13 protein-coding genes are annotated in these 13859 nt (G+C 62.7%); 10 read left to right on the top strand and 3 right to left on the bottom strand.

Annotated features, from left to right (window positions below; all coding sequences use genetic code 11):
* Positions 1 to 16: 16 nt before the first annotated feature.
* Positions 17 to 2236: a caspase family protein gene (locus tag ACYG9Z_RS09615; protein WP_023751420.1), complete on the bottom strand. Its 2220-nt coding sequence runs from the start codon at positions 2234 to 2236 to the stop codon at positions 17 to 19.
* 295 nt (positions 2237 to 2531) lie between these two features.
* Between ACYG9Z_RS09615 and ACYG9Z_RS09610 the strand changes: the two genes are divergently transcribed.
* Complete coding sequence (locus ACYG9Z_RS09610) at positions 2532 to 2936, top strand: Fur family transcriptional regulator (protein WP_023669789.1); 405 nt, start codon at positions 2532 to 2534, stop codon at positions 2934 to 2936.
* Positions 2937 to 2944: 8 nt separating this feature from the next.
* Here the strand turns inward: ACYG9Z_RS09610 and ACYG9Z_RS09605 are convergent, their stop codons facing one another.
* Positions 2945 to 3433 carry a macro domain-containing protein gene (locus ACYG9Z_RS09605; RefSeq protein ID WP_023751419.1) on the bottom strand — a complete coding sequence of 163 codons (489 nt, stop codon included), beginning with the start codon at positions 3431 to 3433 and terminating at the stop codon, positions 2945 to 2947.
* A 7-nt stretch (positions 3434 to 3440) separates the two neighbouring features.
* On the bottom strand, positions 3441 to 6368 hold the full coding sequence (gene polA / locus ACYG9Z_RS09600) for a DNA polymerase I (RefSeq protein WP_023751418.1): 2928 nt from the start codon (positions 6366 to 6368) through the stop codon (positions 3441 to 3443).
* A 444-nt stretch (positions 6369 to 6812) separates the two neighbouring features.
* Here polA and ACYG9Z_RS09595 point away from each other — a divergent pair, with 444 nt between their 5' ends.
* From ACYG9Z_RS09595 to ACYG9Z_RS09555, 9 genes are all read left to right on the top strand, one after another.
* Complete coding sequence (locus tag ACYG9Z_RS09595; RefSeq protein WP_023686593.1) at positions 6813 to 8198, top strand: M20/M25/M40 family metallo-hydrolase; 1386 nt, start codon at positions 6813 to 6815, stop codon at positions 8196 to 8198.
* Positions 8199 to 8275: 77 nt separating this feature from the next.
* Positions 8276 to 8896 carry a ribonuclease D gene (locus tag ACYG9Z_RS09590; protein ID WP_031244000.1) on the top strand — a complete coding sequence of 207 codons (621 nt, stop codon included), beginning with the start codon at positions 8276 to 8278 and terminating at the stop codon, positions 8894 to 8896.
* A gap of 80 nt (positions 8897 to 8976) precedes the next feature.
* The gene (locus ACYG9Z_RS09585) at positions 8977 to 9183 is read left to right on the top strand and encodes a hypothetical protein (RefSeq protein WP_023683046.1); all 207 of its coding nucleotides are present in this window, start codon (positions 8977 to 8979) and stop codon (positions 9181 to 9183) included.
* A 105-nt stretch (positions 9184 to 9288) separates the two neighbouring features.
* A complete protein-coding gene (locus ACYG9Z_RS09580; protein WP_023683047.1) occupies positions 9289 to 9543 on the top strand; it encodes a GlsB/YeaQ/YmgE family stress response membrane protein in 255 nt (84 codons plus the stop codon).
* A gap of 25 nt (positions 9544 to 9568) precedes the next feature.
* The gene (locus ACYG9Z_RS09575; RefSeq protein WP_023683048.1) at positions 9569 to 9715 is read left to right on the top strand and encodes a hypothetical protein; all 147 of its coding nucleotides are present in this window, start codon (positions 9569 to 9571) and stop codon (positions 9713 to 9715) included.
* A 143-nt stretch (positions 9716 to 9858) separates the two neighbouring features.
* Positions 9859 to 10041, top strand: a complete 183-nt coding sequence (locus ACYG9Z_RS09570) for a type II toxin-antitoxin system HicA family toxin (protein WP_023669780.1) — start codon at positions 9859 to 9861, stop codon at positions 10039 to 10041.
* Between the two features lie 63 nt (positions 10042 to 10104).
* A complete protein-coding gene (locus tag ACYG9Z_RS09565) occupies positions 10105 to 10515 on the top strand; it encodes a type II toxin-antitoxin system HicB family antitoxin (protein WP_023669779.1) in 411 nt (136 codons plus the stop codon).
* Between the two features lie 183 nt (positions 10516 to 10698).
* Positions 10699 to 12975: a transglycosylase domain-containing protein gene (locus tag ACYG9Z_RS09560; RefSeq protein WP_023751416.1), complete on the top strand. Its 2277-nt coding sequence runs from the start codon at positions 10699 to 10701 to the stop codon at positions 12973 to 12975.
* Positions 12976 to 13105: 130 nt separating this feature from the next.
* Entirely contained in the window at positions 13106 to 13858 is a 753-nt protein-coding gene (locus tag ACYG9Z_RS09555) for an SDR family NAD(P)-dependent oxidoreductase (protein WP_023669777.1), read from the top strand.
* The last annotated feature ends 1 nt before the right edge of the window (position 13859 follow it).

Here is a 13859-nt window from a genome sequence, read left to right as displayed (position 1 = left end):
GCGAAGCGATGTCAGGTCAGGCGCGGGGCACCGTCTCCATCGGGAAGATCATCACCGCGCCTTTGGGACCGCTCTTGTCGGCAAGCCGCATCACGGAGCGCGTTGCCGGCGCCATGCCGATGTCGGCCAGCATGTCGGAAAAACCAGGCGTTCCCGATGCGGCACGCGTCACGGCGCGCACGCCTTCCTGGGCAAGAAAGCTCAGATCCTCTTTCTCGCTTTGCGGCGGCGCCTCGGTCAGCACGGCAATCATGCGCTCCATGCCGAAGCTGGTGTCGGTGAAGGCGAGCAGCCCTTCCTTCAGGCCCTGATCGGCCTGCTGATTGATCGGGGCCAGCCGCTCGGCGACGATGTGGGTGATCGAATAGTCGCTGCCGATATACAGCACGTTGATGTCGACGAACTCGTCGGACTCGTTCTTTGACGCAATGTGTACCTGATCGCCCGGCGAAACGCGCGGCACCTTTGACGATTCGATCGGCTCCAGCGCATCGCTGTCCTGGCGCTTGATCAGGAACTGGACGCTGACCTCGTCCGGCCGGTAGTCGGACGCCGCGGCGAGCCGCGACAGGCCGGTGGCGCGGAAGATCGTGGTCAGGGTCTTGGCTGTGTTTTCCGCAAGCTTGTCGCGGCCATCCTGATGGATGACGATGCGTGGCGGCTTGCTGCCGTCCTTCAGGCTGATGTCGCCGGACGCCGGCAGGAACCACAGCGCCGGTTCGTCGCTGGCGTTGGCGGCAGCGCCGTCCATGGATTTTTCGCGCAGCACCGCAAGCCGCAGATCGGCGCTCTTGCCGGGCTCGACCAGCGCGATGTGGAAGCCGGACTTCGGCTTCGCCACCAATTCGTCCAGAACCGAATTGACCAGCTCGGTTTCTTTTTCGAGCCCTGCGGTCGGGGCCGGCTTTGCCACCAGCAGCTTGTAGTCGACTGCGAGTTCGGCAACGCGCGCATAGGCGCCGGCGGGCACCGCCGTCGGCGCAAGCGCCGGCTTGCCGTCGAATTCGACCGGTGCGAGCTGGCTTTCGAGGTTTTTTGCCGATTTCACTTCGAGATAGCCGACGGCGTCGGAGAGCTTCGACAGCGCCGAAGGCAAAATGGCGAGCTTGCTGCCGGGGGTCAGACCCTGCAGCAGCCCGGCGCCGATCGCGACATCGCCGTCCTTGACGGCAATCGGCCATTGCATGACGGCGTCGGTCTTGTCGGTGCCGAACACGCGGGCGTCCAGTTCGCCCTCGAACAGGGGCGTCGGCCTTGTGCGGCCGTCGGCCGAATATTGCTGCAGCACGGCCTGGCCGAGCTGGCGATAGGTGACGTTGGGGTTCTCGGCCAATTTCGACAGGATGGTGAAGGTGAACAGGCCGAAGCGCGGCGCGTCGGGCGTGCCCTTGGGCAGCGGCATTTCCGGCGTCGTCTCGACCGTCTGCGCCGCATAGAAGGCGACCAGCTTGCCCCGGGCGATCGGCTCGGCCCCGGTCGGGGTCAGGTTGAAGGCCGGCTTGCGGCCGCCATTCTCGTCGAAACCGCGCGATGCGCTTGCCGAGATGTCGTCATAGGCCTTCACCGCCGCTGCTCTCGCCGCGTCGTCGCCGCCGACGAGGTCGGCGAACTCGACCTTGCGCTCCAGTTCGTCATCGACTTCCGCGGCGCGCGTCGCGGTGCCGGAATGGCAGCAGTCGAACACCACCCAGACAAAGGCGCCCTTGTCGCGGATGGCGTCGAGTGCGGCGCCGACTTCGTTGTCGACCAGCGCGTTCGGCACGCCCTCTTCGCGGTTGATCCATTTGTCGATATCGGAGGGCAGGAAAATCTCGTCGAGGCCGTCGGTCTCGTCGCCGGCCTTGGCCTGCGGCTGCTGGGCGCCGTGGCCGGAGAGGTGCAGATAGACGAAATCGTCGCGTTGCACCTTGCCGGCGAGGTCGGCAAGAGCGGCCTTGATCGCCGCATGCGTCGGCGGGCCGTTGGCGCCTTCGACGTCCTTGGCGAGCAGGATCACGTTCTCGGCCGAGAATTTCACCGGATCGGGCGTGTTCTTCAGGAGATAGTCGCGCACTAGGCCGGCATCGTTCTTCGGCCCGATCAGCCAGTTCTTCTGCGGCAGGTTCGGATAGTCGGTGCAGGCAACCAGCAGCGCGTGATAGGTGCGCGAGGCGGCGAGAGCGCGGAACGAAACCGTACCGGCAGCCACAAGCGCCGACGTGCCGACGAGCAGCGTCCGTCGTGTCAGTTTGATCATAATTGCTTCCCCAAGCCCGATCGAATTTGCAAGTGCGGCACCTTTCGTCGCGAATTTTGTCAGTATTTTGAATGTGGTCGGTGCCGTCAATCGGCGGTGGTGGTCATGGTGTCGATGGCGATAACGGAAACAGTGGCAAAAAGCCTGCTTCGTCGCTATCTCAAGGGAATTGAGACCGTCGCATGGCAGAAATGATTTGCGAGCGGCGCTGGATCAAACAGATGGAACGTGATGTCGTCCGAGAACCGCTCCACACTTTTCGGCATCATGCTCTAAACGATCGGAAAACGGGATCATGGCGGCAAGGGATGTGCTGACGAAGAATCAGCTGAGCGTACTCGAAAAGCTCGAGGCCGCCAGCGGACCGCTCAGCGCCTATACGCTTCTCGACCAGCTGCGCGAGCGCGGTTTCCGCGCGCCGCTACAGGTTTACCGGGCGCTCGACAGCCTGGTGAAGTCAGGCTTCGTGCACCGGTTGGAAAGCCTCAACTCCTTCGTCGCCTGCGCCGAACCGCACGACCATACGCATTCGATGACAGCCTTCGCTATCTGCGACACATGCGGGCAGGTGATGGAGATGTCCGACCATGACGTCGACCATCGGCTGGACGAATGGGTGCGCTCGACCGGGTTTGCTGCGAAGAAGGCGGTGATCGAGTTTCGAGGGACGTGTGCCAAGTGCCTGGCTGAGGCGGCTTAGCTTGCTTCCTACTTGAGCCGAGGCGGTGCGCTATTCTCGAATTCGTTCAAGAATGTCTCATAGATGACGTACCGCGTAGGCCCAGGTGTTAGCTGCTCCATAAGCAGGGGTTTCACCTCGTCGAGCCAAGATAATTTGCCAAGCCCAGACCCGATTTTTGGCAAGGCGATGGATTCTACCCGGTTTTTGTCGGCCCATTTCACAAGCCCGCGAACTGCTTTCCGTAAATAGGGAAGCGTGGCGTCATACATATCTGGCTGGGTTGCCAGATAAATGAAGCCCGGCTGATTGCCGTCTGGCTCCAATGTCCAGATATGACCCCCAATAAACCTGCCGGTCCGAGCATATTTCTTGAACGCAGCCTGCACATTCGGCCACTTTTTCGAAATCTTCAGCGCAAGTCCGGTGCCAAGGCCCTCTTGATTGCCCTCTGCCACGCCTTGAGCGATATAGCTTTCCTGGGCGGCCAGCAGGTCTCCGGTGACAAAGACAATCATCGCACCTTCAATGCGCCTCGTCCCAGTTGTTCGCTGCGCGGGCATCGACATGCAGCGGCACCGACATCGAGATGGCCGGCATCGGCGCGTTCTCCATCACCCTGCGCACCACGGGGATCGTCGCCTCGACTTCCGCTTCAACCGTCTCGAAGATCAGTTCGTCATGCACCTGCAAGAGCATGCGGGCGGACAGGCCGGCCTTTTCCAGCGCCTCGTCCATATGCACCATGGCGCGGCGGATGATATCGGCAGCGGTGCCTTGCAGCCTGGCGTTGATCGAGGCGCGCTCGTTGAAGGCACGGATCGACGGGTTTGACGACCGGATCTCAGGATAGTGGATGCGGCGGCCGAAGATGGTTTCGACGAAGCCATGCTCGCGGGCATAGGCTTTTGTTGCCTCGATATAGTCGCGGATGCCGGGGAAACGCTCGAAGTATTTCTTGATGTAGGCGCCGGCCTCCTCGCGCGGGATCGACAGCTGGTTGGCCAGCCCAAAGGCCGAGATGCCGTAGATGATGCCGAAATTGATTGCCTTGGCGCGGCGGCGCACTTCGGAAGGCATGCCTTCGACCGGCACGTTGAACATTTCCGAGGCGGTGATGGCGTGGATGTCGGCGCCATCGGCGAAGGCCTGCTTCAACTGCGGGATCTCGGCGACGTGGGCAAGCACGCGCAGTTCGATCTGGCTGTAGTCGGCCGAGACCAGTTTCTGGCCCTTGTCGGCGATGAAGGCCGTCCTGATCTTGCGTCCCTCCGCGGTGCGCACCGGGATGTTCTGCAGATTGGGATCGGAGGAGGACAGCCGGCCCGTCGTCGTTGCGGCCAGCGCATACGATGTGTGCACGCGCCTGGTGTCGGGATGGATGAAGCCGGGCAGCGCGTCGGTGTAGGTCGATTTCAGCTTGGTCAGCTGACGCCAGTCGACGATCTTGCGCGGCAGTTCGTGGCCTTCGGCGGCGAGGTCTTCCAGAAGCTGCGCGGAGGTCGACCATTGCCCGGTCTTGGTCTTGGAGCCGCCGGGCAGGCCCATGCGGCCGAACAGGATGTCGCCCAGCTGCTTTGGCGACCCGATGTTGATGCGCTCGCCGACAAGGCCGTAGATTTCCTCTTCCAGGCGTGCGGCGCCTTGCGCCAGCTCGCCGGAGAGCCGCGACAGGATCTGGCGGTCGACCGAGATGCCGCGCTGCTCCATCCGCGCCAGCACCGGCACCAGCGGCCGCTCCAGCCGCTCATAGACCGAGACCAGGCCCTTGGCGGCAAGTCGGGGCTTCAGCACCTGCCACAGCCGCAGCGCCACGTCGGCATGGCCGGCGGCGTAGGCGGTCGCCCGGTCGATGTCGACCTGGTCGAAGCCGACCGAGCTTCTGCCGGAACCGGCGAGATCCTTGAGCGGCGTCGTGGCATGGCCGAGCCATTTGTCGGCGAGCGAGGACAAAGTGTGGTGGCCGGTGCCGGCGTCGAGCACATAGGAAATCAACATCGTGTCGTCGAAGGGTGCGATATCGATGCCGTGGCGGCTCATGACGACGATGTCGTATTTGGCGTCCTGGGCGATCTTGAGCACCGATTTGTCTTCCAGCAGCGGCTTCAGCAGCGCCAGCGCCTCGCGGACCGGAATCTGGTTCTCCAGCGTGCCGCCGCCGAGCAGGTCGCCGGCGCCGCTCTTGTGGGCGAGCGGCACATAGGCGGCGCGGCCGGGGCCGATCGCCAGAGAGAAACCGATGAGGTCGGCCAGCATCGGATCGGAAGACGTGGTTTCGGTGTCGAAGGCGACGATGCCGGTCTCCTTGGCTTGGGCCAGCCAGGTCTTGAGCGTCGCCGTGTCGCGGATGGCGACATAGGCGGCGGGATCGATTTTGGCCGCAGCGGCCGTTTCCAGGCGAAGTGCGGCAAGCAGCGAAGGGGCGTCGCCGGCTCTGGCGGTTTCGGTTTTGGCTTCATCCTGTGTTGCCGCAGGCGCCGCTATGCCGGAACCGACATCGGGGCCGTGCGCGGTGTCGGCGCGCTCGACGGTGACGGCGACAGCCTGCACATCGCCGGCTTCGGTGCTGGTCGCCTCGGCCACACGGCGGGTCAGCGAGGTGAATTCCATGGTTTTGAGAAAGCCGATCAGCTTCGGCCCATCCGGCGCATGCAGCACGAAATCGTCGAGCCCGTCGGTCACCGGCACGTCGTTCTTCAGCGTCACCAGCTGGCGCGATATGCGCGCCTTGTCGGCATTGGCGATGATCGATTCGCGCCTCTTGTCCTGCTTGATCTCGCTGGCCCGGGCGAGCAGCCCGTCAAGGTCGCCGAACCGTTCCAGAAGCTGCGCCGCCGTTTTCGGCCCGATGCCGGGTACGCCCGGCACATTGTCGACGGAGTCGCCGGTCAGCGCCTGCAGGTCGATCATCTTTTCCGGCGGCACGCCCCATTTCTCGATGACTTCGGGGATGCCGATCTGGCGGTCCTTCATCGGGTCGTACATGCCGACCGTGGGTCCGACCAGCTGCATCAGATCCTTGTCAGAGGAGATGATAGTGGTGTCGCCGCCGGCCTCGCACGCCAGCCTGGCATAAGTGGCGATGAGGTCGTCGGCCTCGTAGCCTTCGATCTCGATGCAAGGCAGGTTGAAGGCCACGGTTGCCTGGCGGATCAGACCGAATTGCGGGATCAGGTCTTCGGGCGGTGCGTTGCGGTTGGCCTTGTATTCCGGGTAAAGATCATTGCGGAAGGTTTTCGACGAATAATCGAAAATGACCGCTAAATGCGTCGGCACGATGCCTACATCGGTGTTGCGGGCGTCCTGCATCAGCTTCCACAACATGTTGCAGAAGCCGGAGACCGCGCCGACCGGCAGCCCATCGGATTTGCGGGTCAGCGGCGGCAGCGCATGATAGGCGCGAAAGATGTAGCCGGAGCCGTCGATAAGGAAGAGATGGTCGCCTTTTTTCATGCCGGCAGGGATAGCGCGGCAGGACGGCGCGGTCCATGGCAAAGGCGGGCTTCCAACAGGTGTTGCGGCGACATGCTGACAGAGCCTGCCTGCCGATAGGTCCTGCTGCTGTTTGCCTCGGCGCTCACGGCTATGTTACAAAAGTGTAATTTTTGTGCCCTTGAAACGCCACGATCCGAGACACAAATAAAGGTCATCGGCAGTTTTCGCCGAGTCCGGAGCAAGGCCCGTCCCCCGCCTATCCCGGACAATTGCGGCAGCCTATCCCCCCTCTCCGGGCTGCCGCATCGTTTCGAGTAAAAGACCGCCGTGGTTCCCCTCCACCACGGCGGTTCTTTTTTGCCTTCTGACAAGTGTTTACGGTCCGTGGTCCAACGATCGCGGGCTTTTCGTTTTGATGCGCTGCCTTTACGGTCCCGGCACCGAAAAGAAAGGCCCGCAGTAATGTCCACCATTTCCTCCGTCCTCGACCGTCTCGACAAAAATCTCGACCAGAGCCTGGAGCGCCTGTTCGGCCTGCTCCGCATCAAGTCGATCTCCACCGATTCAGACTATGCCGCCGACTGCCGCAAGGCCGCCGAATGGCTGGTGGCGGACCTCAAGCTGATCGGCTTCGACGCTTCGGTGCGCGACACGCCGGGACACCCGATGGTGGTTGCGCACCATGAAGGCCCCGCCGGTTCGCCGCATGTGCTGTTTTATGGCCATTACGACGTGCAGCCGGTCGATCCGATCGAGCTTTGGGAGAACGACCCGTTTGCGCCGGCGGTCAAGGAGATCGAGCCCGGTCACAAGGTAATCACCGGCCGTGGCTCGGCCGACGACAAGGGGCAGCTGATGACCTTCGTCGAGGCCTGCCGCGCCTGGAAGCAGGTGCATGGCAATCTGCCCTGCCGCATCACCATCCTGTTCGAGGGCGAGGAGGAGTCCGGTTCGCCGTCGCTGAAGCCGTTCCTCGAGGCCAATGCCGATGAGCTCAAGGCCGATTTCGCTCTGGTCTGCGACACCGGCATGTGGGACCGCGAAACGCCGTCGATCTGCGTTTCGCTGCGCGGAATGGTCGGCGAGGAGGTCACCGTCAAGGCCGCCGATCGCGACCTGCATTCGGGCCTCTATGGCGGCGCCGCCGCCAACCCGATCCGCATCCTGGCGAAAATCCTCGCCGACATCCATGACGAGAACGGCCACATCACCATTCCCGGCTTCTATGACGGGGTCGAGGAAACGCCGTCGCAGATCCTGAAATCATGGGAAACTCTGGGCGAGACCGCCGAAACCTTCCTCGGACCGATCGGCCTCTCGATCCCGTCGGGCGAAAAAGGCCGCTCGGTGATGGAACTGACCTGGGCGCGGCCGACGGCCGAGTTCAACGGCATCATCGGCGGCTACACCGGCAAGGGGTTCAAGACGGTGATCGCGGCGGAAGCGTCGTCGAAAATCTCCTTCCGCCTCGTCCACAAGCAGGACCCCGAGAAGATCCGCGCCGCGTTCCGGGAATTCGTCAAGGCGCGCATTCCCAGGGACTGTTCGGTCGAATTCCACCCGCATGGCGGCGGGCCGGCAATTCAGCTTTCCTACGACTCGCCATTCCTGGCCAAGGCCAAGACTGCGCTGTCGGATGAATGGCCGAAGCCAGCGGTGACGACCGGCAGCGGAGGCTCGATACCGGTGGTCGGCGACTTCCAGACCTATCTCGGCATGGAATCGCTGCTGGTCGGGTTCGGGCTCGACGACGACCGCATCCACTCGCCCAACGAGAAATACGAGCTGACCTCCTTCCACAAGGGCCAGCGCTCCTGGGCGCGCATTCTCGATGCGCTGACGCGCTGAGGAGGCTGGGAAGTTTTCTTGTTGATTTTTCAGCGGATCGCGGCGAGGACGAGTTACGCCGCGATCCGGAGACAACTATGCCCGACATCCGCTTCCACAAGAACGATCTGCCCGACCTCGCCCACTACAATGTCGACGCGGTGGCCATCGATACCGAGACGCTGGGGTTGAACCCGCACCGCGACCGGCTTTGCGTGGTGCAGATCTCGCCCGGCGATGGCTCGGCCGACGTGATCCAGATCGCGCCCGGCCAGAAGAAAGCGCCGAACCTCGTCAGCCTGCTCCGCAACCGCGGCATATCGAAACTGTTCCACTACGGCCGTTTCGACCTCGCCGTGCTGTACAATGCCTTCGGCGTCATGCCGGAGCCGGTGTTCTGCACCAAGATCGCCTCGCGGCTGACCCGCACCTATACCGACCGGCACGGCTTGAAGGACATCTGCTTCGAACTGCTTGGCGTCGGCGTGTCGAAGGCGCAGCAATCGTCGGACTGGGCGGCCGAGACCCTGTCGCCCGAACAGCTCGAATATGCCGCTTCCGACGTTCTCTATCTGCACCGTCTGCGCGAGGTGCTGGCTGGACGCCTGGCGCGGGACGGGCGCACCAAGGAAGCCGACGCCTGCTTCCGCTTCCTGCCGACGCGTGCCAAGCTCGATTTGATGGGTTGGGACGAAGAGGATATTTTTGCCCACAGCTGATGGCCTTCGGATAACGCTTCCGGCAGCCTTGCAACCAGACACGCGTCGTGGCGTTCTGTCGACTCAATGAGGGGGATGACGTGGCAGACCGCAAACCGATAGCGACCGCCCCGACGGATGGATCCAAGGTCACTGTTCTGTGGAAGGACGGCGCCGGCGTCGTCAGCGAATCCGTCGGGCAATATCGCGACGGCGCCTGGTGGGTCTACACCGACAGCGATACCCAGAAAAAGGTCGACCCGACCAGCTGGCGGCCAGTCTCCAGCGACGATGACGACGATCAATGAGCGCCGCTGGCGGGTGCAACTGCTTTCGCATAGCCTGAAGTCGTTGATATCGAGGCCGATTCGGGGCCTTCCGCTCCGTAGCCTCTCTTCCTGGAGGAACGCGTCATGGGCATCGAAAGCCTTCTCATCTTCATCATAATCGGCGCCATTGCCGGCTGGCTCGCCGGCCTCATCGTCTCGGGCTTCGGCTTCGGCCTCATCGGCAACATCGTCGTCGGCATTATCGGCGCCCTGATCGCCGGCTGGCTGTTTCCAAGGCTGGGCTTCGCAATCGGCGGCGGCATTCTGGCTGCCATCATCAACGCCACGATCGGCGCTGTCATCCTGCTGGTGCTGGTCAAGGTCTTGAAGCGAGCGTGACGCTCGATACGAAACGGAGCGCGCCATGAAACAGAACACCCTCTATCTCCTCATCGGCGCGCTCTTGGTCGTGGTCATTGCGCTAGGTATCTATGTCTATCACGAGCAGACCAAGCCAAAGGGCGTGGAGCTGAAGATCGACGACAAAGGCATTTCGATCCAGCAGAATTGATGATGTCCGCCTGCGGGTGGCGCTGATTTGTCATCCAGGCATTTTACGGCGATTGGGAGTTTCCTTGTGCAAATATTTGCACATCGTGATTGACTTTCGTTTCCACTATGTGCAAAAATTTGCACATAGATTTGAGCCGAGAAATGAACGAAACCAACACCGCCAAAGTCAAGGCCCGGCTCGAGAGGGAAGGCTGGAAGAACGTCGGCGGCACGAAGCATGACAAGTACAAAAAAGACGGCATGCCGACGATCATGGTTCCTCGCCACAAGACTCTGACGCCGTTGGTAGCTCGGTCTATAGCCAAGGCGGCAGGCTGGGAATAAACCGACCTCATCGCGTTCCGAAGCCTAATGGACATAAAGTCGGAATAAGGAAAGCTGTTAGATATGTCTCGCTATGTCGCACTCGTGGATGCTGCCGACGGCTTTGTCGGCGTCTCGTTTCCCGATGCTCCTGGCTGCGTCGCGCAGTCGGAAAGCCGGGACGAGGCTGTAAAGGACGCTATGGCCGCGTTGGCCGAATGGGTGGCTGAAGAAATCGCGGACGGCCGTAAAATCCCCACTCCTCGCAAAGTCGAGGCGCTTTTAGAAGATGCTGAGGTTCGAGCAGCGCTCGCCGCTGGCGCTATCTTGATGTCCGTGCCCTTGATCCGAGATGCCGGCCGTCCGGCCCGGGCCAATATCTCGTTGGATGCCGGTTTGCTCGCCGAGGCTGACGAAACAGCCAATCGGTTGGGGGTCACCCGATCGGCCTTTGTCGCCGCCGCGTTGCGAGACAAGATCCGTCAAACTGTTTGAACAGTGATCTCGGGCACCCGCCAAAGTACCGCGTTGCCGACGCCTGTTAGCCAGCGGCAGCGGATTTTAGAAATTCTTAAGGAATTCCAGAAGGGTGCATAAACCCTGCTTTAACGCGCCCTTAAACCGCCGCATCTACCCTCCAACCCGAGCGCCATTGATACCGGGAAGACAGCGCAACGCATGGCGAACCGCAGAGACAGTCGCATCGAACCCAGCTTCGAGGGATCGCCAAAGGCGAAATCCGCGGCCGGTTTTTCGGTGAACGAGGAGGATCGGGTCGTGCCGGCCAATCGCAAATCATCTTCGGCGCGCAAAACCTCCAAGGCAAAATCATCGTCACGCGGCAAGCGAGGCAAAGCCCGGCGCGGCCTTTTCGGCGTGATGGCCCGGATGTTCTACTGGTGCTTCGTGCTCTGCATCTGGGGCGGCATCGCCGTGGCCGGCATCGTCGTCTATTACGGCGCCAAGATGCCGGCGGCGACCACCTGGTCGATCCCCGACCGTGCGCCCAACATCAAGATCGTCTCGGTCGACGGGCAACTGCTTGCCAACCGCGGCATGAGCGGCGGCGAGGCGGTCGGCCTGCACGAAATGTCGCCCTACATTCCGGAAGCCGTCATCGCCATCGAGGACCGCCGCTTCTATTCGCATTTCGGCATCGACCCGATCGGCCTGTCACGCGCCATGGTGACCAATGTTCTGGGCCGGCGTTTCTCGCAGGGCGGCTCGACGCTGACCCAGCAACTGGCCAAGAACCTGTTCCTGAAGCCCGACCGCACGCTGGAGCGCAAGGTGCAGGAAGTGCTGCTGGCGCTGTGGCTGGAGCACAAGCATACCAAGGACCAGATCCTCGAAATGTACCTCAACCGGGTCTATTTCGGCTCCGGCGCCTATGGCGTCGAGGCGGCCTCGCGCCGCTATTTCGGCAAGAGCGCGCGCGATGTCACTCTGTCGGAGGCGGCCCTTCTCGCCGGCCTCTTGAAGGCGCCGTCGCGACTGTCGCCGGCGCGGGATCCGAAGGCGGCGGAGGAGCGTTCGCAGCTGGTGCTCGCCGCCATGCGCGACGAAGGCAAGATCAGCGCCAAGGAACTGGCCTCGGCGATGAGCGCGCCGGCAACGCGCGCGCCATCCTACTGGACCGGTTCGGAAAACTACGTCGCCGACACCATCATGGAAGAGCTGCCCGATTTGATCGGCGACGTGCGCAGCGACATCGTCGTCGACACCACCGTCGACCTCAACCTGCAGAAGCTCGCCGAAGAGTCGATCCGCCGGCTGATCGACGAGAGCGGCAAGAAGCTCAATGTCAGCCAAGGCGCGCTGGTCTCGATCGACAATTCCGGCGCCGTGCGCGCCATGGTCGGCGGCTACGACTATTCGACGAGCCAGTTCGACCGCGCCTCCGAAGCACGCCGTCAACCGGGCTCGGCGTTCAAGCCGTTCGTCTATATGGCCGCGCTGGAAGCTGGTCGCACGCCCGACAGCGTGCGCAACGACGCACCGATCAAGATCGGCAAGTGGACACCGGACAATTACGGCGGCAAATATTTCGGCAAGGTGACGCTGGCGACCGCGCTGGCGAAATCGCTGAATTCTGTCGCGGCACAGCTGACCATGGAGGTCGGCCCCGACGCGGTGGTCGCGGCGGCGCACCGCATGGGCATCCAGTCCGATCTGATCGCCAACACCTCGATCGCGCTCGGCACTTCGGAAGTGACGCCGCTGGAGCTGACATCGGCCTATGTGCCGTTCGCCAATGGCGGCTACAAGCCCGACATCCATTTCATCCGCCGCATCACCACGACCGAAGGCAAGGTGCTCTATGACGACAATGGCGGCAGCGCGCCGCGCGTCGTCAAGCAGAACATTGTCGGCATGATGAACTCGATGATGACTGGCACGGTCGAGATCGGCACGGCGAAGAAGGCGGCCTTCGCCTGGCCGTCTGCCGGCAAGACCGGAACCAGCCAGAATTCGCGCGACGCCTGGTTCGTCGGTTACACCGCAAACCTCACCACCGGCGTATGGTTCGGCAATGATGACGGCACGCCGATGAAGAAGGTCACCGGTGGCGCGTTGCCGGCACAGGCCTGGCACGAATTCATGGTGGCGGCGCATGAAGGCGTGCCGGTCAGGCCGCTGCCCGGGACCTGGAAATCGACGCCTCCAGATACCATCGTGCCCGACGATATTCCGTCAGTCGATAACAATCAGGCGGCGCCGTTGCCTGCCGTGGCCGTCAGCCGTTCGGAGCCTGCTGCCGCGCCGGCACCTGCTGCTGCACCGGCACAAGCACCGGTCCGCCGTCCGGCCGAAACGGTCGATGCCGACGGTTTCAACATGCCGGGCGACGGCGGCACCACGGCCTCGATCAAGCACCCGGTACCGCCGGGCAGCGTCGGCGGCCCGGCCAAGAAGCGGAAAACCTCAATCCTGGATATTCTCGGCGGCGGCTGAGCGGCTCGTCATTCTGGCTTCAAACCAATGGCTAGCTGGCAATCCGTTCCTCATATGAGAGCTGCGGTGACAATTCGGCCTCTCGCCACCTCCGCGGCATTCGGCTACATCTCCGGCCGGAGTGACAGACATGGCTGAGACCGACACCAGAAAAACCATCGTGCTGACCGGAGCCAGCCGCGGCATCGGACATGCTACGGTCAAGCGCTTTTCGCGTGAGGGTTGGCGCGTCATCACCTGTTCGCGCCAGGCCTTTGCCGAGGATTGTCCGTGGCCGGCCGGTCCGGAAGATCACATCAAGGTCGATCTCGCCGACCAGGAAGATGTCGGCATCGCCGTCTCGGAGATCCGTCACCGGCTCGAGGCGCATGGCGGCCAGTTGCACGCTCTGGTCAACAATGCCGGCATCTCGCCAAAGCTCAAGGACGGCAACAGCCGGATGGATTCGATCGACACGCCGATGCATGTCTGGCGCGACGTGTTCCAGGTCAATTTCTTCGCGCCGATCATGCTGGCGCGTGGCCTCTTCAAGGAGCTTGCTGCAGCGAAAGGCTCGATCGTCAACGTCACCTCGATCGCCGGCACGCGCGTGCATCCTTTCGCCGGCACCGCCTATGCGACCTCGAAGGCGGCACTCGGCTCGCTGACGCGCGAGATGGCGCATGATTTCGGCCCGCACGGCATCCGCGTCAATGCGATTGCGCCGGGCGAGATCGACACCGCGATCCTGTCGCCTGGCACCGACAAGATCGTCGAGACGATCCCACTCAGGCGCCTTGGCGCCACCTCGGAAGTCGCCGACATCATCTTCTTCCTGTGCTCGCAGCAGGCGTCCTATGTGACGGGCTCGGAAATCCACATCAATGGCGGCCAGCACGTCTGAG

Source organism: Mesorhizobium sp. RSR380A (genome assembly GCF_054719385.1).
The sequence above is the reverse complement of the archived record's forward strand: the minus strand, read 5'-3'. Positions and strand labels throughout refer to the sequence as shown.

Bases quoted from the DNA above. Each gene is read 5' to 3' on its own strand.
- ACYG9Z_RS09570 (WP_023669780.1), top strand. From the start codon at position 9,859: ATGAACGAAACCAACACCGCCAAAGTCAAGGCCCGGCTCGAGAGGGAA.
- polA (WP_023751418.1), bottom strand. From the start codon at position 6,368: ATGAAAAAAGGCGACCATCTCTTCCTTATCGACGGCTCCGGCTACATC.
- ACYG9Z_RS09605 (WP_023751419.1), bottom strand. From the start codon at position 3,433: ATGATTGTCTTTGTCACCGGAGACCTGCTGGCCGCCCAGGAAAGCTAT.
- ACYG9Z_RS09590 (WP_031244000.1), top strand. From the start codon at position 8,276: ATGCCCGACATCCGCTTCCACAAGAACGATCTGCCCGACCTCGCCCAC.
- ACYG9Z_RS09610 (WP_023669789.1), top strand. From the start codon at position 2,532: ATGGCGGCAAGGGATGTGCTGACGAAGAATCAGCTGAGCGTACTCGAA.
- ACYG9Z_RS09580 (WP_023683047.1), top strand. From the start codon at position 9,289: ATGGGCATCGAAAGCCTTCTCATCTTCATCATAATCGGCGCCATTGCC.
- ACYG9Z_RS09615 (WP_023751420.1), bottom strand. From the start codon at position 2,236: ATGATCAAACTGACACGACGGACGCTGCTCGTCGGCACGTCGGCGCTT.
- ACYG9Z_RS09555 (WP_023669777.1), top strand. From the start codon at position 13,106: ATGGCTGAGACCGACACCAGAAAAACCATCGTGCTGACCGGAGCCAGC.
- ACYG9Z_RS09565 (WP_023669779.1), top strand. From the start codon at position 10,105: ATGTCTCGCTATGTCGCACTCGTGGATGCTGCCGACGGCTTTGTCGGC.
- ACYG9Z_RS09595 (WP_023686593.1), top strand. From the start codon at position 6,813: ATGTCCACCATTTCCTCCGTCCTCGACCGTCTCGACAAAAATCTCGAC.
- ACYG9Z_RS09560 (WP_023751416.1), top strand. From the start codon at position 10,699: ATGGCGAACCGCAGAGACAGTCGCATCGAACCCAGCTTCGAGGGATCG.
- ACYG9Z_RS09575 (WP_023683048.1), top strand. From the start codon at position 9,569: ATGAAACAGAACACCCTCTATCTCCTCATCGGCGCGCTCTTGGTCGTG.